The 18,390-nt window shown below is 71.8% G+C and carries 15 protein-coding genes; 7 read left to right on the plus strand and 8 right to left on the minus strand.

What is annotated here, in order from left to right; all coding sequences use genetic code 11:
* Positions 1–128: 128 nt before the first annotated feature.
* Entirely contained in the window at positions 129–1,310 is a 1,182-nt protein-coding gene (locus tag ABT158_RS36555; RefSeq protein ID WP_352361493.1) for an RNA ligase RtcB family protein, read from the plus strand.
* Positions 1,311–1,406: 96 nt separating this feature from the next.
* On the opposite strand, the gene ABT158_RS36560 is transcribed toward ABT158_RS36555, so the two are convergent.
* Both ABT158_RS36560 and ABT158_RS36565 read right to left on the minus strand, forming a co-directional pair.
* The gene (locus ABT158_RS36560) at positions 1,407–1,886 is read right to left on the minus strand and encodes a hypothetical protein (RefSeq protein ID WP_352361495.1); all 480 of its coding nucleotides are present in this window, start codon (positions 1,884–1,886) and stop codon (positions 1,407–1,409) included.
* Between the two features lie 133 nt (positions 1,887–2,019).
* The gene (locus tag ABT158_RS36565) at positions 2,020–2,562 is read right to left on the minus strand and encodes a hypothetical protein (protein ID WP_352361497.1); all 543 of its coding nucleotides are present in this window, start codon (positions 2,560–2,562) and stop codon (positions 2,020–2,022) included.
* A gap of 249 nt (positions 2,563–2,811) precedes the next feature.
* Here ABT158_RS36565 and ABT158_RS36570 point away from each other — a divergent pair, with 249 nt between their 5' ends.
* Positions 2,812–3,450, plus strand: coding sequence for a DUF305 domain-containing protein (locus ABT158_RS36570; RefSeq protein WP_352361499.1), 639 nt, complete (start codon positions 2,812–2,814; stop codon positions 3,448–3,450).
* 162 nt (positions 3,451–3,612) lie between these two features.
* Here the strand turns inward: ABT158_RS36570 and ABT158_RS36575 are convergent, their stop codons facing one another.
* Positions 3,613–4,836, minus strand: coding sequence for a GNAT family N-acetyltransferase (locus ABT158_RS36575; protein ID WP_352361501.1), 1,224 nt, complete (start codon positions 4,834–4,836; stop codon positions 3,613–3,615).
* A gap of 67 nt (positions 4,837–4,903) precedes the next feature.
* Between ABT158_RS36575 and ABT158_RS36580 the strand changes: the two genes are divergently transcribed.
* Positions 4,904–7,666: an ATP-binding protein gene (locus tag ABT158_RS36580; protein WP_352361503.1), complete on the plus strand. Its 2,763-nt coding sequence runs from the start codon at positions 4,904–4,906 to the stop codon at positions 7,664–7,666.
* A gap of 19 nt (positions 7,667–7,685) precedes the next feature.
* Here the strand turns inward: ABT158_RS36580 and ABT158_RS36585 are convergent, their stop codons facing one another.
* Together ABT158_RS36585 and ABT158_RS36590 are read right to left on the minus strand one after the other, a co-directional pair.
* Positions 7,686–8,198 carry an RICIN domain-containing protein gene (locus ABT158_RS36585; RefSeq protein WP_352361505.1) on the minus strand — a complete coding sequence of 171 codons (513 nt, stop codon included), beginning with the start codon at positions 8,196–8,198 and terminating at the stop codon, positions 7,686–7,688.
* A gap of 208 nt (positions 8,199–8,406) precedes the next feature.
* The gene (locus ABT158_RS36590) at positions 8,407–9,579 is read right to left on the minus strand and encodes an ROK family transcriptional regulator (protein ID WP_352361507.1); all 1,173 of its coding nucleotides are present in this window, start codon (positions 9,577–9,579) and stop codon (positions 8,407–8,409) included.
* Between the two features lie 141 nt (positions 9,580–9,720).
* Here ABT158_RS36590 and ABT158_RS36595 point away from each other — a divergent pair, with 141 nt between their 5' ends.
* Together ABT158_RS36595 and ABT158_RS36600 are read left to right on the plus strand one after the other, a co-directional pair.
* Entirely contained in the window at positions 9,721–10,965 is a 1,245-nt protein-coding gene (locus ABT158_RS36595; RefSeq protein WP_352361509.1) for a Gfo/Idh/MocA family protein, read from the plus strand.
* Positions 10,962–12,569, plus strand: coding sequence for a beta-N-acetylhexosaminidase (locus tag ABT158_RS36600; RefSeq protein ID WP_352361511.1), 1,608 nt, complete (start codon positions 10,962–10,964; stop codon positions 12,567–12,569). The genes ABT158_RS36595 and ABT158_RS36600 overlap by 4 nt, the downstream gene beginning before the upstream one ends.
* A gap of 34 nt (positions 12,570–12,603) precedes the next feature.
* Here ABT158_RS36600 and ABT158_RS36605 read toward each other — a convergent pair whose 3' ends face one another.
* Both ABT158_RS36605 and ABT158_RS36610 read right to left on the minus strand, forming a co-directional pair.
* Positions 12,604–13,086 (minus strand): hypothetical protein, encoded by a 483-nt coding sequence (locus ABT158_RS36605; RefSeq protein WP_352361513.1) that lies wholly within the window; start codon positions 13,084–13,086, stop codon positions 12,604–12,606.
* A 35-nt stretch (positions 13,087–13,121) separates the two neighbouring features.
* A complete protein-coding gene (locus ABT158_RS36610; RefSeq protein ID WP_352361515.1) occupies positions 13,122–13,931 on the minus strand; it encodes an ArsR/SmtB family transcription factor in 810 nt (269 codons plus the stop codon).
* A 251-nt stretch (positions 13,932–14,182) separates the two neighbouring features.
* Between ABT158_RS36610 and ABT158_RS36615 the strand changes: the two genes are divergently transcribed.
* Complete coding sequence (locus tag ABT158_RS36615) at positions 14,183–16,558, plus strand: CLIPPER-2 domain-containing protein (RefSeq protein ID WP_352361517.1); 2,376 nt, start codon at positions 14,183–14,185, stop codon at positions 16,556–16,558.
* Between the two features lie 80 nt (positions 16,559–16,638).
* Here the strand turns inward: ABT158_RS36615 and ABT158_RS36620 are convergent, their stop codons facing one another.
* Positions 16,639–17,805 carry an erythromycin esterase family protein gene (locus tag ABT158_RS36620; protein ID WP_352361518.1) on the minus strand — a complete coding sequence of 389 codons (1,167 nt, stop codon included), beginning with the start codon at positions 17,803–17,805 and terminating at the stop codon, positions 16,639–16,641.
* Between the two features lie 153 nt (positions 17,806–17,958).
* Here ABT158_RS36620 and ABT158_RS36625 point away from each other — a divergent pair, with 153 nt between their 5' ends.
* Positions 17,959–18,384: a DNA-binding protein gene (locus tag ABT158_RS36625; RefSeq protein ID WP_352361520.1), complete on the plus strand. Its 426-nt coding sequence runs from the start codon at positions 17,959–17,961 to the stop codon at positions 18,382–18,384.
* Positions 18,385–18,390: the final 6 nt, after the last annotated feature.

Consider the following 18,390-nt stretch of genomic DNA (forward strand, 5'->3'; position numbering starts at 1 on the left):
CGGGGGTTCGAGAGCGTGATCCCCATGAGGCTCTGACGAGAGACACCCCGCCTTCGAGATGCCGCGACGCCGGTTCGCGTCGTGATGCCGCCTGTCCATGATGCGCTTCTGCAGGGAAGAGAACGTCGTTGTCTCAGCAACAGTCTCATCAACACCCGGCCCCGTCGGCTCCGGTCACGGGGGCCACCGTCACCGTGTTCGCCTCCCCCACCAGCTGGATCGAGTCCGACGCCGTCGCGCAGTGCCGTCAGGTGGCCGCCCTCGACGGCATGACGCACGTCGCCGCCATGCCCGACCTGCACCCCGGCAAGGGCGCGCCCGTCGGGGCCGCCATGGCGTCGACCGTCCTGTATCCGTTCCTGGTGGGCTCCGACATCGGATGCGGCATCGCCGTGTTCCCGGTCAGGCTCAAGCGGGTCGTACCGGAAAGGCTCGCCGGCCGCTTTCCCGACCTCGATCGTGCGCTGGATCCCGAACGTGATGCCGACGATCCCGCCTGGGCCGTCATGAAGGACGACATCCCCGCCGGTCACGTCGAGAGCCTCGGGACGGTCGGCCGCGGCAACCACTTCGTCGAGCTGGCCCGGATCGGGGCCGTCTTCGAACCGGCCCACGCCGCTCGGCTCGGCCTCGACGCCGGTGACCTGGTCCTCGTCGTCCACAGCGGTTCACGGGGGCTGGGCGAACGGATCCTGCGCGAGCACACCGAGGTCCACGGCGCGGGTCCCGCCCCTGATCCCGCCGCCTACCTGGCCCGGCACGACCAGGCCGTACGGTGGGGGTCGCTCAACCGGCGGCTGCTGGCCGCCCGGGTCGCGCACGCGCTGGGGTTCGAGCCCGCCGAGCCGATCCTCGACCAGTGCCACAACCTGGTCGAACTTCGCGACGGCGGCTACCTGCACCGCAAGGGAGCGGCGCCGGGCGACGGCCGGGACGTGCTCATCGCCGGCACCCGCGGCACCCCGTCCTATCTCGTGGCCGCCCACGCCGGTCCGGACGCCTGCCACTCCGTGGCGCACGGCGCGGGCCGCAAGATGTCGCGCGCGGACGCCCTGCGCCGCGGCCGGGCCAAGCACACCGTCGAAGAGCTGCGGCGCACGCCGGTGGGGTCGGTGGTGGTGTGCGGCGACCGCCAGCTCCTCTTCGAGGAGGCGCCCACGGCCTACAAGCGCATCGAGCAGGTGATTAACGACCTCGTCGACCACGGCCTGGCCACGCCCGTGGCCACCACGATCCCCGTGGTGACCTACAAGACCCCCGACCTCGGACCGGACTCCCGGAAGGACCGCCGCAAGCAGGGCCGGACGTGAACGTCGTCCGCCTGCCGCACCGCCTCGAAAACCTCTCGGTGAGCAGGTCCGGCTGCGGGAGTTCGAGTGGAAGGGGCGGTCAGCGCTCGGGAGGCGTCAGACGCCGGACGTGCGCCCCGTGCAGCGCAGTGTGTCGCCCTTCTTCACGAACGTGGCGTCCACGGCGAGGTAGAGCTTCTTCCCGGCCGGGACCTTGAGGTCGACGATGATGTCGTAGGAGACGGCGTCGAATGCCTTCTTCTCGTGCAGGGTCTCCCTGTGAACCTTTTCATCCTTGCCGCGGCGTTCGACCATCAGGTTGAGGTGTGCGCTCTTCAGGCGGATCGGCGCCTCGGAGCTCCAGCGGTAGAGGATGTCGGAAACGCGGTGGTAGCCGCCGCTCGTCCGGTACTTCATCTCGAAGTACGCCTTCCCGCCATCGCTCATCGTGCAGCTCGACCTGACGCTGTGCGCGGGTGCGGCCGTGGTGGCGTGCGTGGTGGCGTGCGTGGTGGCGTGCGCGGTGGAGGTCAGCAGGGCGAGTGCCAGGCCGGCCCCGGCGAGCGTGGCCGGGGCGTTCCCGAGGATGTGCGTCATGTGCGCGTCTCCCTTCGCATGGCTCGGTCTGTGGTCGAGCCTGACGGCGACGGCGTTGAGGATCGGTTGAGGATCTGTTCAGGCGGGCGGACACGGAGGGGGCGGCTCCGGTGCCGACGTGTGGAATACGGGGTCAGCGTCCGATGAGGGTGGCGCCGGGGAGTGACTGCTTGACCGCCTCCGGCGTGCCCACCACGACCGTCAGTTTTTCGCCGGTCTTCTTTGCCGCCGCGTTTCCGTAGAGCTGCACCTTTCCGAGGTTTTTTGCCTGGACGGTGACGAACATCCGGGTCGGTGTGCACCACAGGGTCACGGTGCTCTCCGAGCTGGTGCCGACCATGGGTTCCTTGGGCCCGGCGAAGCCCTCTTCCGCGGTGACGACATTGCCCTCGGACTTGGTCAGATCCTGGCTCATGTTGAACAGGACGCTGGAGGGCCCCTGGTCGGCGAGCCCGCACACGCCCTTGCTGTTGATCCAGGGGACCATGTCGTAATTCCCGACCTGGATCCGCGCCAGCACCTTGTCCGCCCCGTCCGGCATGCCCGACTTGGAGGCCGCGGCCGGCAAAGACGCCAGCGGCCAGCGGCTCGGATCCTTGAGCACCCAGTCCTTCGGCTCGTTCGTCGAACAGCCGGTCAACAATAAGACCGCAAGTATCACGATTTTTCCCCGCATAGGTCGATCATCATAAGGTCGAAACCTCGCGACGTACGGGCGTACGCGATGACATTCCGGGGGCGGGTTACCGTTGGAGTAGGTGTCGAATCGGCGTTGGGGGTACGCATGAAGCGACGCTCCGCGAAGACAGCGATGGCCGCAGGGGCATTCCTGGCCGCCATCACCACCGGATCAGCCGCGACGGCCATGGCATCTTCGCCGATGCCGTCCCCGAGCCCTGCAGGAACGCAGCCCACGTGCCCAGGCATGGGGCAGATGCATGCCGTGACCAGCGAGTACGACTACCTGTCGCAGATGGTCCCGCACCACGAGGACGCCATCGCCGCGGCCCGGCAGCTGCAGCGGTCCAGCAGGCCGGAGATGCGGCGGCTCGGGCAGTCGATCGTCACGACGCAGACCGCCGAGGTCGCCCAGATGAAGGGCTGGCTGCGGCAGTGGTACCCGCAGAGCCCGGCGCCGAGCCCGAGAGGGACCACGATGCCCGATCTGTCGGGGCTCTCGGGGAATCAGCTCGACAAGGCGTTCCTGCAGCACATGATCCCGCACCACATGATGGCGATCATGATGTCGCAACAGCTCCTCGTGCAGGGTGAGGCGGTGCATCCGGAGGTCGCCGCCTTCGCCCGCAAGGTACGGGACGACCAGCGGGCCGAGGTCGACACGATGCGGCGGTACCTGGTCCAGTGGTTCGGGGAGCAGAGCATGCCCTGCATCCCACACATGCCCGACATGACGCCAGGGCCACACATGTCCGAGACACCAGAGCCGCCCCCGTCCAAGACACCAGAGCCCCCCACGTCCAACATGACACCAGAGCCGCACATGTCCGACATGACGCCGGGGCCGCACATGTCCGACATGACACCCACCACCGAAACGTCCTGACGACATCCCGGCCGCTCGGCCCGTGCGGGGAAGGAACGGCGCGGGCCGCGAAGAAGGCGAGGATCGCCCAGCCCGAAGGGCGAAAGGGCGCGGACCGTGGAACGCGAGGAACGCCGAGCCCGACCGGCAGAAGGGCACGGACCGTCAGAAGGGCACGGACCGTCAGAAGGCCGGGAACGCCCAGCCCGATGGGTGGAAGGGCGCGCGCTCCCCGCGGAAGGCGAGCGAGGCGGCGGTGACCGCGCCGGGCCGCAGTTCCTCGACCCGGCCCGCCGCCGCCAGCGACGACAGCGTGGTGCCGCCCAGGTAGGCCGCCCCCAGCTCGGCGGACGTCAGCCGCAGGTCGGGCTGGGCCCGGGTGCGTTCGCAGGTGACGGAGGCGCCGTCGGCCCGCAGGCGGCGGCGTCCGGCGTTCCAGGGGCAGAACGGGTCCTGGACCTCCAGGACCAGGTCCAGCGGGGTCGAGTAGCGGCGGGCCGCCAGCGCCCGGTCGACGTCCACCAGGCGCACCCAGAGGTTGTCGATCGTGGTGGCGCGGGCCGCGCGCGGGTCGGTCAGCAGGTGCGTCAGCGGTTCGTCGACGGCGCCGTCGTAGGCGAGGCCGGCGTGCGCGTCGAGGTCGATGAGGAAGCGCCACAGAGCGGCGTAGGACTGCCTGGTGGTGGCCGCGACCTCGATGACCTGCACCAGCCCTGGCCTGGAGCGGTAGAGGACGTACCCGGTGGCCTCGCCGCCGGGCTCGGTGTGCACGGCGAAGCGCAGCTCCGTCCCGCCGCCGCGGACGCGTTCGCCGTCCGCCAGGCGGGCCTGCCAGAACTTCTCCGTACGGTCCACCCAGCCGACCGCGCCGCGGCGGACGGTGTCGTAGACCTTCTCCAGCAGCGGCCGGGCGTCCTGACGGGCGAGCAGGCGGATCGTGCCGTCGCCGAGGTCGGTGCCGGGCCGCAGGGCCATGAGCTTCTTGTCCGCCTGGATCTCGGCCACGTGGCTGGCGACGCCGTACCCGAAACGACCGTAGATGGTGGCCTCGGCGGCGTTGAGCGCGGTGATCGGCTCGCCGCCCGACTCGTGCAGGTCGGTGAGCTGCTTGCGCATCATCGCGGTGAGGATGCCGCGACGCCGGTGCGTGGGCAGGACGGCGACGAGCGTGATGCCGGCGACGGGGACGGCCGCGCCGGGGACCGTCATGACCCGGCCGTAGATCGAGGCGCCGCCGACGATCTCCGGGCCGTCGCAGGCGGCGATCGTGCGTTCGGGCTCGATGGAGGTGGCCGCGTTGCGCAGGCCGCCCTCGTACCAGTCCTGGCCGTAGGTGGTGGTGATCATGCGGGCCCAGGCGTCGAGCTCGTGGGCGTGGATGGTCCGCAGGGGGTAGGTGGTCGTCATGCTTCGAGCCTGGCCGGGTAAACACGTGCCGCACATCGGGTGATCTCAGTATTTATATGCTGACGCCGTGGTGGCGGAGCGCGTGGTCAGCCCGGTGTTCGTCGGCCGGGGCGAGGAGCTGTCGGCCCTGGCCGCGGCCCTGGACCGGGCGGTCGCGGAGGGACCGGCGGTGGCGCTGGTGGCCGGGGAGGCCGGGATCGGCAAGTCGCGGCTGCTGGCGGAGTTCGCGCGGTCGCTGGGCCCCGGGGTTCGGGTGGTCGAGGGCGCCTGCGCCGAGCTGGGCAGCGACGGCCTGCCGTACGCGCCGTTCGTGACGGTGCTGCGCCGGCTGCTCCGCGTCGAAGGGGTGCTGCCCGGACCGTACCGCCAGCTGGCCCGCTGGTTCCCCGAGCTCGGCGGGACGGACGAGGCGGAAGGCGGCAGGCACCGGCTGTACGAGGAGGTCCTGACGCTGGTCGAGCGGGTGGCCGCGGACCAGCCGGTGGTCGTCGCGATCGAGGATCTGCACTGGGCCGACGCCGCCACCCGCGAGCTGCTCGGTTTCCTGGCCAGGAACCTGACCCAGCCCGGCGTGCTGCTGCTGGTCACGTACCGGCCGCACGAGACCGGCGACGGGCTGCTGCTGTCCGAGCTCGCCCGCCGCCCGCGCACCACCACGTTGCGCCTGGACCGGCTGGATCGGCAGGGCGTGGGCCGCCAGCTGGCCGCGATCCTCGGCACGGAACCGGACGCGGCCGACGTCCTGCGCGTGCACGAACGCAGCGACGGCAATCCGCTGTTCGTCGAGGCGCTCGCCCGCGCGGGTGAGCGGACCCCGGACAGCCTGCGTGACCTGCTGCTGCACGGCCCGCGCTCGCTGCCCGGCCCGGCTCGTGAGCTGCTGCGCCTCGCCTCGGTGGCGGGCGGCCGGGTCGCCCACCGGCTGCTGGCGAAGGTGGCCGGGCAGGACGGGGCCGCCCTGGACGCCCTCCTGCGCGAGCTCGTCGACCGCAGCCTGCTCGTCACGGCAGGGGACGGCTACGACTTCCGCCACGCGCTGATCCGGCACGCCGTCTACGAGGACCTGCTGCCCGGTGAGCGGGCCCGTCTGCACGCGCGCTACGCCGAGGCCCTGCGCGACGGCGACGCCCATGCGGAGCTGGCCGCGCACGCCTACGCCGCCGGGCAGCGCGGGCCGGCCCTGACCGCCGCCTACCTGGCCGCCGCGCAGGCCCGCCGGTCCTACGCCTACGAGGAGCAGGTCCGCATGCTCGACCAGGTCCTCGAACTGTGGGATCCGCAGGCGCGGCTGGGGGCCGACAGGATCGACGTCCTGACCCGAGCGGCTGAGGCGAGCATGCTCAGCGGCGACTACGCCCGCGGCGTCGACCACGCCACGGCGGGCCTGGCCGAGGTGGACGAGCGGCGCGAGCCCGAGCGGGCCGCCCAGCTGCTGGAGCACCGGGGCAGGCTGCGGCACCGGCTGGACGGCACGGGCGTCTCCGACTGGGAGCACGCCCTCGACCTGCTGGCCGCCGCTCCCGACAGCGTCCAGCGGGGGCGGCTGCTCGGGGTGCTGGCCATGGGCCTGCTGCCGGAGGTGGACCGGGCCCGCGACCTGTTCGTGGAGGCGCTGGCCGTCGGCCGGCGCACCGGCGACGCCACGGTCACGATCCGCGGGCTGCTCGGCGTCGGGTCCATGACGGCCGACCTCGCGATGCTGGCCGAGGCGCGCACGCTGGCCGAGCGGCTGGACAGCCACGACCTGCTCATGACCGTCCCGATGTACGAGGCCACGCTGCACACCAAGGCCGGCGACCAGCACCGCGCCGTGGAGGCGGCCGGCGGCGGCATCCGCCACGCCCGCCGGTACGGGCTGGGCCGCAGCCGTGGCGCCGAGCTGGCCCGCTACGCCGCGCGCGGCCTGATCCTGGCCGGGCGATGGGACGAGGCCGCCGCCCTGCTGGAGGAGAGCCTCCAGCAGGATCCGCCGCCGCGGTCGCGCCTGGCCCTGCGCGTCCTGGCCGGCTATCTGGCGCTGCTGCGCGGGGACCTGGCCACCGCCGCCGACGCCGCCGCCGCGGCGGCCGGGCACACCGGGAGCGGCGACCTGTTCTCCCGCCACCAGTTGTTCTGCCTGCTCGCCGTCGCCCAGGGCGACCCGGAGCGGGCCGACCTGCTGCTGGAGCGGGCGCTGGCCGATCCGGCGCTCACCCGGATCTACAGCAGCGACGCCCGGCCGGTCCTGGTCGCCGGCGCCCTGGTGCAGCAGGTGCGGCTGGCCCGCGGCGCGCCTCGCGAGCGGGTCGCGGCCCGGCGGGCCGAGCTCGCCGCGGTCGATGCGATGCTCGGCGTGGACGGGCCGTTCGACCGGGCCTGGCAGGCCATGCTGCGCGCGCTGGTCGAGGACGCCGGCTGGGACGACGGCTGGGACGGCGTGGCGGCTGCCTGGCGGGATCTGGGGCAGCCGTACGAGCTGGCGCTGAGCCTGTTCCACGGCGCGCAGGCCGCGCTGGCGGCGGGCGACCGGCCCGGCGGGACGGCCCGACTCAGGGAGGCCGCGCGGCTGGCCGACGAGCTGGGCGCCGCGCCGCTCGCCAGGGAGATCGCCCTGCTCGGACGGCCCCGACCGGCGCAGGACGGGCTCACCGAGCGCGAGCGCGACGTGCTCGTCCTGATCGCCGACGGGTTGAGCAACCGGCAGATCGCCGCCCGGCTGCACATCTCGCCCAGCACGGCGGGCGTGCACGTCTCCCACATCCTGGCGAAACTGGGCGCGGCCACCCGTACCGAGGCGGCGGCCATCGCGTTCCGCGAGGGACTGGCGGGATCCTCCACGCCCCGGCCGTGATCTGGGAGCGGCCCCGGGGTCAGGTCAGGGTGTCCTCGACCTTGATCTGGCCGCCCTGGACGACCCACTTCTGGTTGGGGTGGTTCAGGCAGGTCCACAGCCGAACCACGGTGTTGTTGGCGCGGCTGTTGGTGGTGTCCAGGCAGACCTCGCGACCGGTGCCGACGGTGTCCTCGACCTTGATCTGGCCGCCCTGGATCACCCACTTCTGGTTGGGATGGTTCAGGCACGTCCACAGGCGCACCTTGGTGTTGTCGGCGCGGCTGTTGGTGGCGTCCAGGCAGACTTCCCGGCCGCTGCCGACGGTGTCCTCGACCTTGATCTGGCCGCCCTGGATCACCCACTTCTGGTTGGGGTGGTCCAGGCACGTCCACAGGCGCACGTTGGTGTTGTCGGCGCGGCTGTTGGTGGCGTCCAGGCACACCGGCGGGCCGGCCTGGGCGGCGTGGGCCGTCGAGGCGGGGGCGACGGCGGCGGCCACCAGGGCGACGGCGGACGCGGCCGTCAGGCGGGCGACGGGGCTGGCGGGCATGGGTTACCTCCACTGATGCGGTGGGCGGGCGGGCGCCGGCCTTGGACAGCGGGCGAGCCCACACGAGACGGTCGGCCGGCTCGGGTACCGGCGACGACCATGAGCAATGCATGCAGAAAGTAATCACACGACTGCGTAAAGTGATCTAGCGGAAAGGTGACGCATCACTGGCCGGCGTCGAAAGCCTCCGAATAGGCCCGGAAGCGGGTCAGGAGGCTCGCTGCGGAGCGGCGGGGCTGGAGATGGAACCCTCCAGGGAGAAGAACCGATCGTCCACGTGGTCCAGCGCCAGGCAGGCTCCGCCCAATGCGACGCACTCCTCGCCGAGCGTCGAGGGGCGGATGTCGGGAACGCGTACGCAGTGCGGTTCGAGCGCCCGGCGCAGCGCGGGCAGCAGGACGTCGGCCGAGCGGGAGAACCCGCCGCCGAGCACGACCAGTTCGGGGTCGAGCGTCAGCACCATCGCGGCGGTGCCGAGCGCGAGATGGCGGGCGTAGGCGTCGACCGCCGCCTGGGCCTCCAGGTCGCCGGCCCGGGCCGCGCCGAAGACCTGCCGGGCGGCCTCCTCGGGCGCGGCCCCCTTGGCCGCCGGGCCGCTCTCCAGCCGCCCGGCCATGGTGCTCCAGCCCGTGATCTCCATGAGCCCGACCTCGCCGGTGGCCCCGCTGAACCCGTGGTACAGGCGCCCGTCGATGATCAGCGCGGCGCCGGGCCGGCGGCCGACGTGCAGGTAGACGAGGTGCTGGACGCCCGCGGCCACCCCGAGCCGCTGCTCGGCGAGCGCGGCGAGCTTGCTGTCGTTCTCGATGGTGATCGGGCAGGCCAGCCGCTGCCCGAGGTGACCGACGAGGTCGACGCCTGGCCAGTCGGGCAGGTCGTTGACCATGGTGACGAGCCCTTCGCGGTTGACGACGCCGGTGCTGCCCGCGGTGACGCCCCACATGTCGGACGCGCCCAGCCCGGCGGCGACGAGCGCGGCGTCGACGGCCCGCCACACCGCCTCCAGCCGCTCCCGCTGGGCGGTGTGCCGGTCGACGGCGACCCGCCCGCTGGCCACGATCCGGCCGGCCAGGTCGGTGATCACGGCCAGCACCTTGTGCACGCCCACGTCGATGCCGAGCACGTGCCCCGCGTCGCTGCGGAACCGGTAGCGCTTGGCGGGCCGGCCCATGGCGCCCGGCGCGGGCGGCACCTCGGCGATCCAGCCGCGCTGCTCCAGATCCGTGACGACGTCCACGACGGAGGCCCGCGACAACCCGGTGCGGGCGGACAGCTCGGTGAGCGTCAGTGGCTCGCGCGCCTCCCGCAGGGCACGGATGCTGCTCAGGGAGTTCAGCTGGCGTAGCCGCTGAAGGTCGCCACCACTGACCTGCACGGTCACACTCCTCACTATCGCTGGTCTCTGAACTATATCCCTTTGGCCAATCCCCACTTCTAGCTGCACGTGCCCTGCGGGAGGAGGCTTGACGGCAAGGTCATTCTCGTGACTATCTATGGAGACCTTCATAAAGGAGTTTGCGAAATGACAGTGACCATCGCCATCGTCGGGGCCGGATCGCGCGGCCAGATCTACGCCAGGGCCGCCGCCGCGGACGGCCGGGCCCGCATCGTGGCAGTGGCCGACCCGGACCCGGCCCGCCGGGCCAAGGTGGCCGCCGAACACGGCCTGCCGGACAGCGCCTGCTTCACCGGATGGGACGAACTGGCCGCCGTGCCGAAGCTCGCGGACGCCGTGGTCATCGCGACCCAGGACCGGTTGCACGCCGATCCGGCCGTGGCCTTCGCCGACCTCGGTTACGCCATCCTGCTGGAGAAGCCCATGGCGCCGACGGAGCCGGAGGCCCGCCGGATCGTCGAGGCGGTCGAGCGCAACGGCGTGCTGTTCGCGGTCTGTCACGTGCTCCGTTACACGGCCTACACCAGGGCGTTCAAGGAGCTGCTGGACAGCGGCAGGCTGGGCACGGTCTCCAGCGTGCAGCACCTGGAGCCGGTGGGCTGGTGGCACATGGCCCACTCCTTCGTGCGGGGCTCCTGGCGGAACGCGGCCGAATCGGGGCCGATGCTGCTGACCAAGTCCTGTCATGACATCGACTGGTTGCTCCACATCCTCGGCGAGCAGCCGGTCGCGGTGTCGTCCTTCGGCTCGCTGACGCACTTCCGGCCGGAGAACCGGCCCGAGGGGGCGAGCACGCGTTGCGTGAGCTGCGCCGTCGAGCCGGAGTGCGCCTACTCCGCCAAGCGTCTCTACCTGAGCTGCCTCGGCAACCCGCGCCGGGAGTTCTGGCCGCTCGGCGCCGTCACGTCCGACGCCACCGTGGCGGGCGTCACGCACGCGCTGGAGACCGGCCCGTACGGCCGCTGTGTCTACGACTGCGACAACGACGTGGTCGACCAGCAGGTGGTCACGCTGGAGTTCGCGAAGGGCACGACCGTGTCGTTCACCATGACGGCGTTCACGCCGCTGGAGCACCGCAGGACCCGGATCTTCGGCACCCGCGGGTACGCCGAGGGCGACGGGCGCGAGATCAGGGTCGTCGACTTCGTGACCGGCGCCGAGGAGCGGATCGACACCCAGACGACGGCGGGCGCGTCGCTCGCCGACGGCCACGGCGGCGGCGACGGGGGCCTCACCAAGGCGTTCATCGACGCCGTCGCCGCCGGGGACCAGGCGCCGCTGGGCGCCGGCCCGGCCGAGGCCCTGGCCGGGCACCTGGTCGTCTGGGCCGCCGAGCGCGCCCGCGAGACCCGTACCGTGCAGGCCCTGTGAACGCGACGATCCCGGCGCCCGCCCGCCGCGCGCCCGGCGAAGGCCGGTTCACCTTCACCGCCACGACCCCGCTGTCCGCCGACCCGGCGCTGGCCAGGGCCGCGGAATGGCTGCGCGGGGCCCTCACCCCGGCCACCGGCCTGCCGCTCCAGGAGGGGCCCGGCGGGGTGGAATTCCGGCTCGTCGCGGGCCTCGGGCCCGAGGAGTACCGGCTCACCGCCACGACCGGGTCGGTGCTGATCGAGGCGACGGGCCCGGCCGGCGCCTTCTACGGGGCGCAGACGCTGCGCCAGCTGCTCGACCCCGCCGCCTTCCGGGCCGGACGCACCGGGGACAGGTCGTGGAGCATCCCCGCGGTCGAGATCGCCGACGCTCCGCAGTACGGCTGGCGCGGCTGCCTCATCGACGTGGCCAGGCACTTCCTGCCGAAGAACGACCTGCTGCGGTACATCGACCTGCTGGCCGCGCACAAGCTCAACGTCCTGCACCTGCACCTGACCGACGACCAGGGCTGGCGGCTGGAGATCAGGAAGTACCCCAAACTCACGGAGATCGGCGCCTGGCGGCGCGAGTCACCGGTGGGCGCCGCGCGGCATCAGCGATTCGACGGGCGCCCGCACGGCGGCTTCTACAGCCAGGACGACATCCGCGAGATCGTCTCCTACGCCGCCGACCGGTTCGTCACGGTCGTGCCGGAGATCGACCTGCCCGGCCACACGCAGGCCGCCATCGCCGCCTACCCCGAGCTCGGCAACCTCGACGACCGCCTGCCGGTCCGCACCGAGTGGGGGGTCGGCGAGAACGTGCTCAACGTCGCCGACGGCACGATCGCCTTCTTCACCGACGTCCTGGACGAGGTCCTGGAGCTCTTCCCCGGCCGGTACGTCTGCGTCGGCGGCGACGAGGTGCCGAAGACCCAGTGGAACGAGAGCGTCCCGGCCAAGGAGCGCATCCGGGAGCTCGGCCTGCACGACGCCGACGAGCTGCAGACCTGGCTCATGCGCCACTTCACCGACTACCTGTTGGCCCGCGGGCGCAGGCCGCTCGGCTGGGACGAGCTCCTGGAAGGCGGCCTGCCGCCCGGCGTCACCGTCGCGGCCTGGCGCGGCGCCAAGTGCGCGGTGCTGGCCGTGCGGGCCGGTCACGACGTGGTCGTCTCGCCGTTCAGCGAGACGTACCTGGACTTCCGCCAGGCCGACGGCGACGAGGAGCCGGTGCCGATCGGCAGCGTGACGTCCCTGCGGGCGGTGCACGCCTTCGACCCCGTCCCGGGCGGTCTGGGCGAAGGGGAGCGCGACCGGATCCTCGGCGCGCAGGCCGCTCTGTGGACCGAGCACATCGACTCCCCCCGGCTGCTCGACTACATGGCCTTCCCGCGGCTGGCCGCCTTCGCCGAGGCGATGTGGAGCGGCGAGCGCGACTTCGAGGACTTCCTGGCGCGGCTCGCCGTGCACGAGAGACGTCTTGACGCGCTGGGCGTGGAGTACCGGCCGGCCGCCGGGCCGCACCCCTGGCAGCGCCGTCCGGACGCCCCCGGTCACCCCCGGACCAGGGCGGAGATCGACGCCCAGCTCGCCCGCTGGACGTCGAACCTGCGCCTCTGAACCCCGCGTCCCCGTGCCGGGAGCGGCGCCGGCCTCAGCGCAGGGCCAGGAGCTGCGCGGTGTGGGCGGGCAGCTCCACGTCGGCGAGGCCGGTGAGGAGGTCCCTCAGGGGCACGGCCTGATCGACCAGGACCGTGCCGTTGGACAGCAGCAGGGTGGGCACCGGCGTGTCGAGTTCGGCCTCGCTCAGCGCCGGCCCGCCGAGCGCGCAGAGGGCGTCCCCCTGGCGGCGGACGCGCTCCCGGAGCCCCGCGTTGCCGCCGGCGCGGGCGATGACGCGCTCGATGGTCCAGGTGTCCTGGGCGGTGCGGTTGTCGTAGGTGGTGTTCGTCCCCGAGGCCACCGAGGAGGCGGCGGCGATGGTGGTCGCGGTGACGATGGCGACGTGCGCCAGGATCTGGTCGGCGGTCCACTCGCCGGCCGGTGGGACGGTGCCGCCGTCGCCGGAGCCGGCCACCGTGGCGGCGGCGTCCAGCAGGGCACGGTAGGCGTCCCTGAGCGGGATGGTGTCCAGCACGTTCTCCTCTTTCTGCGGTCGTGTCGGCCGGGGCGTCAGGCGTGTGCCCGGTGCATCTCCCACGGCGCCTGCGGGAGGACCTCGCCGGTCTCCAGCAGCGACTTGAGGTTGGCCAGCACGGCCGGCCATCCCTGCGCGATGCCGTCGTGCATCGCCTGGTTGGGCAGGTCCTCGTGGGTCACGGTGAGCCGGACGATGTCCTGGTGCGGCTCGATGAGGAAGGTGACGACCGACGCCTTCCGCGCCGGTTCCGTGCCGGCGGCGTCGTCGAACGTGACGACCAGGCGGGCCGGGGGCTCGGCCTCGATCACCTCGCCGACGACGTCGACGACGTCCGACCCGTCGGCGCGCCGGTGCTCCCAGGGCGATCCCGGCTGCCAGTCCGAGACGTTGGCGTGTCCCCAGTAGCGCGCCGTCAGGTCCGCGTCCGTCAGGGCGCGCCAGACCTGCTCGGCGCTCGCGCGGATGTAGGTGACGTAGACGTAGGTCGGCACGGTCGTGGGTGCGTCGCTCATGGCGTACTCCTCTGCCTGGTTCTTGATGGCGTTGATCGCTTGCAGCCGGGGCCGGTCGAACTCCGAGATCCAGCGCTCCTGGATCTCGTGGATGGGCGCCGGGTTGAGGTAGTGGAGCCGTTCCCGTCCGCGCCGGACGACGGTGACGAGGGCGGCCTGCTCAAGCACGTTCAGATGCTGGGTCGCCGATTGGCGGGCCATGTCCAGGCGTTCGCACAGTTCGCGCAGCGTCTGGCCGTTGTGCTCGCGCAGTCGGTCGAGCAGGAGGCGCCGGGTGGGGTCGGCCAGCGCCTTGAAGACGAGATCCACGGCTGTCGCTTCGAGGCTCACACCGTCCATTATGCAGGTATTTACCTGCCTATTGTCAAAGCGCGCGTGACCAGGCCGAACGCGCTGCCACCGCGCCCCGGAATCCCTGTAGTCATTCCTGGTTGATCATTTGCTATGTCGATCGGGCTGTTCACAAGTGCGCATGGTTACCTTCGGTATTCGTGAAGATACGATCTGGCCCTGCGGGGCCGGGAAACAGCTCATCTGGTCCTAAACGTGCGGCCATTTCCACCATGCTCCTTCTGAGCGCGGTGTCTGTCGCGCTTCAACCTGCCCGTCCAGCAGCCGCGCAGCCGGTTCCGCTGGTCGAGGAGGACTTCACCGGGGCCACCGCGATCCCGCAGTTCATCGGGGTGGGATCGGCCTGTCTGACCGGCGCGCCGGCGGCTCCGCCCGCCGGGCCCGGCGACCATCCGCTCGGGGGCTGCCCCGCCAACGCGACGGGCCCCGTCCCGCCGACCGGAGCAGCCCCGTACGGCTATCTCCAGCTCACCAGCGCCGATCTGGACCAGACGGCGGCCGCCCTCTACAACGAGCCGATCCCGGCCGAAGAGGGCCTGGACGTGACGTTCGAGCAGTGGCAGTACGGCAACACCACGGCGGTGCCCGCTGACGGCATCTCCTTCTTCCTGATCGACGGCGCGGCCACGCTGGACCGTCCCGGCGCGTTCGGCGGCAGCCTCGGCTACGCCCAGAAGCTGCCCGACGACGACCCGGCGAACCCGTTCGAGCCCGGGGTCAACCGCGGCTACATCGGCATCGGCCTGGACGTCCTCGGCAACTACTTCGGGGACTGGGAGCAGCGCGGCCGCACCTGCGCCGAGCGCTCACCGGCCGGCACCGGGTTCCGCGTCCCGGCTCCCGGGCCGAACATGGTGACGGTGCGCGGGCCCGGCAACGGCACCGCGGGCTACTGCTTCGTGACCGCCACCACCAGCAACTTCAGCACGACCGGGCCGTGGCCCTCGACGCTGCCGGGCAGCCTGCAGGGGCCCACGCGGACCGTGCCCAACGACCCGCGGGCGGCCCAGGCCGTGCTGGAGGAGTCGAAGCGCACGGTCAACGTCCGGATCACTCCGGCGCCGAACCCCGAGGTCACCATCTCGATCGACTTCAACGACGGCAACGGGATGCAGGAGGTGCTGTCCCTGCCCGCGCCGCAGCCGGTCCCGGAGACCTACAAGTTCGGTTTCGGTGCGTCCACCGGTCTGTTCACCGATGTGCACCTGATCCGGAACGTGGTCGTCCGTCCGGTGGCCGAGCGGCCCGAGCTGTCGCTCACCAAGCGCGTCGCCGAGGACGCCGACCTGCCCGACCCGGTGCCGGTGGGCACGGAGGTGCCCTACGAGTACGTGGTCACCAACACCGGCAACATGAACATCACCGACCTGATGGTGGACGACGACGTCGTCGAAGAGGTCACCTGCCCGCAGACCACCTTGAACGTGGGCGAGCGGGTCATCTGCCGCGGCTCGTACACGGTCACGGAGGAGGACGCCGAGCGCGGCTCGGTCACCAACACCGCCACCGCGCTGGGCCGGGCCGACGGTGAGGAGGTCAGCTCGCCGCCGTCCGAGGTCACCATCGGTGTCACGGACGAGCGCGGGATGCTGGAGCTGGACAAGCGCGTGGACGACTCCCGCACGTACCGCCCCGGCGACCGGGTCACCTACCGCTACGTCGTGCGGAACACGTTCGACGAGATCGTGACCGACCTGCGGATCGACGACAACCGGGTGTCGGACATCGTCTGCGAGACCACCACCCTGGAGCCCGGCGAGTCCACGATCTGCACGGGCACCTACACGGTCACCGAGGAGGACGCCGCCCACGGCTCGGTCACCAACACCGCCACCGCGGTGGGCCTGATCGACGACACGGAGGTGAGCTCGCCGCCGTCGGAGGCCACCATCGACGTCATGGGCGAGCGCGGGACGCTGCTGCTGGACAAGAGCGTGGACGACACCCGCACGTACCGGCCCGGCGACCGGGTCACCTACCGCTACGAGGTCAGGAACAACTCCGACGAGACGCTGCGGAACCTGCGGATCGAGGACGACCGGGTGACGAACATCGTCTGCCGGACGACCACCCTGGAGCCGGGCGAGACCACCACGTGCACGGGCGTCTTCGTCGTGCCGAGCCGTCCCGGCGGCAAGAAGGACTGCCGCAAGGGCTGCCGCTTCACCGTCACCAACACCGCGGTGGCCAGGGCGGACGGCCTGACGTCCGGTCCGGCCAGGGCGACGATCCGGGTCGTGCAGAAGTCGAAGAACCCGCACCACCCGTGCCGGCCGGGCAAGGACCGCCACTGCCGGCCCGGCAAGAAGCCGCATCACCACCACGGCCACGGCCACGGCCGTCACCACGGTGACGACCACGGGTACGACCACAGGTACGACCACGGCTACGACCACCAGTGCCCGCCGGGCAAGAAGCCGTACGACGGCAGGACCGCCGAATCGGGATGTGTCTCCGAGGACGCGGACAAGGACGAGCGGGACATGGGCCGCCCCATGGACGAGTCCTACGAGCCTCAGCCTGAGGACATGATGGACGACCCGTACATGGAACGTTCCTACCGGGAGATGGGCGACATGCCGATGCCCTGGGAGACCTCCGAGTAGGTCGTCCCTCTTCCCATCCGCGTCAACCTGATGGTCCCTCCCCGCGGGGAGGGACCATCGTGCTGTCCGCCCCAGGACGGTCACCCCCAGGCGCCGACCTGCTTGAGGAAGACGACGCCGTCGATCGCGCCGAGGTGGGAGGGGTCCAGCGGGAAGTAGGCGAAATCCTGGGACACGCGCCGCGCCGGGCCGGCGACGATCCCGGCCAGGCGGCGGGCGTCGATCACCGCGTGGTCCCACGGCAGCGCGGACAACACGCCCTCGACGGTGTCCGGCGGCGGGGTGTCGTCGCCGGTCGTGCCGAAGGCGGAGGCCAGGTAGGCGTACCGGTCGCCCAGGTGGGCGGCGGCGATCGCCCCCGCGCTCCACCACTCCAGCCGCTGGTCGCCGAACGGCATGAACGTCTTGTCGCGCTGGAGGTGCAGGTTGGAGGAGAAGACCAGGGTCGGGCCGTGCTCGGCGACGGCACGCAGGTTGGCCGCCATCATCGCGTCCCGCAGGGCCGACAGCCGGGTCCAGCGTGCCGGGGAGGCGTCGGCCATCCAGTGGTGGTAGCGCAGCAGGCCGGTGGCGGTGCGCGCGTACAAGTGCGCGCGTTCCCTGTCGCGCGCGGTGAGCTGCGGCGTCTGCGTGTCGAGCAGCGCCGCCAGGTCGTCGGCGATCACCCGGAGCCGCTGGGCGTCGGCGGACTGGCCGATCGACTTCGCCGGGTCCATGGCCGTGGCCTCGTCGGACCACCGGTCGTCCGGGCCCAGCAGCGTGTCGAGGGTCTCCCTGGTCGCCACCGCGGCGGGGAGCGGGCCGTCGAGCAGGTCGTACAGGCCGGTGAGCGCCTCGCGCGGGCTCGCCGCCCAGTACTCCAGCGGGCCGTCGATCCCGAAGAAGCGCAGCTTCTCGTCGTGCTCCTCGTTGTGGGCGCGCATCCAGCGGACGAGCTCGCGGTTGGCCGGCAGGGCGCCGAAACCGTGGCTGAAGCCGCGGTCCATGACGTCGTCGAGGGTGCCGGCGCCGGTCGTGACGTAGTCGTCCACCAGGAGGCCCTTGAGGCAGTCGCTCTCGATGGCGAACGACCGGTAGCCCTCGTTCTCGACGAGGTGCCGGAAGATCTCGTTGCGCAGCTCGCCCAGTTCTCCCACGAAGTGCCGGGCCTCGCCGAGGCCGAGCAGCAGCGGCCTGGCGGGGAGCGTCCCCAGGAACGCCGAGACACCCGCGCCATCGACCGGCCAGGCGATGTCCTTGATATCCATGCCTTCAACGCTATCGTTGAACTTTCGGTGTAATCCTTGCCGCTGAAATCCTTGGACGACCCTCTGAAACCTTCAAACGACACTTCATCTGTTGAACAGTTCGTTCAAAACAAGCTGTTGACATCAATCGGTTCCCACGACATCGTTGCCTCCATGTCGATCGATCACCCCTTCTCCCCGCCGGACCCCGAGCAGGCGCGCGCCCAGCGGGTGCACGCGTCCCTGTTCCGGATCGCCGAGCGGCACGCGGCCACCGACGAGCAGCGGCTCAGGCAGGCGCACCCGTCGGTCATCGGGCCGCACGAGGCCGTCAGGCTGGTGTCGTTCCTGCTCAGCGGGGCCGCGCAGCTCGACGACGGCGAGCCCGAGGTGGACCAGGCCGACATCACCGCGGCGTTGAGCCTCGTCCCGCTGGTCCGCGGAGAGCTGGACGCGCTGGAGGCCGGGCTGCTGGCGATGGCCCGTGGGCGCGGCATGACCTGGCAGGGGATCGCCTTCGGGCTCGGCCTCGGCACCGCGCAGGCCGCCCGGCAGCGCCACGAACGGCTGGCCGAACGGTCGGCGACGGCTCTCGACTAGGCCGCC

The sequence above is a fragment of the Nonomuraea sp. NPDC001636 genome, assembly GCF_040298265.1.
Lineage (GTDB): Bacteria > Actinomycetota > Actinomycetes > Streptosporangiales > Streptosporangiaceae > Nonomuraea.

Bases quoted from the DNA above. Each gene is read 5' to 3' on its own strand.
- ABT158_RS36560 (WP_352361495.1), bottom strand. From the start codon at position 1,886: ATGACGCACATCCTCGGGAACGCCCCGGCCACGCTCGCCGGGGCCGGC.
- ABT158_RS36565 (WP_352361497.1), bottom strand. From the start codon at position 2,562: ATGCGGGGAAAAATCGTGATACTTGCGGTCTTATTGTTGACCGGCTGT.
- ABT158_RS36570 (WP_352361499.1), top strand. From the start codon at position 2,812: ATGGGGCAGATGCATGCCGTGACCAGCGAGTACGACTACCTGTCGCAG.
- ABT158_RS36575 (WP_352361501.1), bottom strand. From the start codon at position 4,836: ATGACGACCACCTACCCCCTGCGGACCATCCACGCCCACGAGCTCGAC.
- ABT158_RS36585 (WP_352361505.1), bottom strand. From the start codon at position 8,198: ATGCCCGCCAGCCCCGTCGCCCGCCTGACGGCCGCGTCCGCCGTCGCC.
- ABT158_RS36595 (WP_352361509.1), top strand. From the start codon at position 9,721: ATGACAGTGACCATCGCCATCGTCGGGGCCGGATCGCGCGGCCAGATC.
- ABT158_RS36620 (WP_352361518.1), bottom strand. From the start codon at position 17,805: ATGGATATCAAGGACATCGCCTGGCCGGTCGATGGCGCGGGTGTCTCG.
- ABT158_RS36625 (WP_352361520.1), top strand. From the start codon at position 17,959: ATGTCGATCGATCACCCCTTCTCCCCGCCGGACCCCGAGCAGGCGCGC.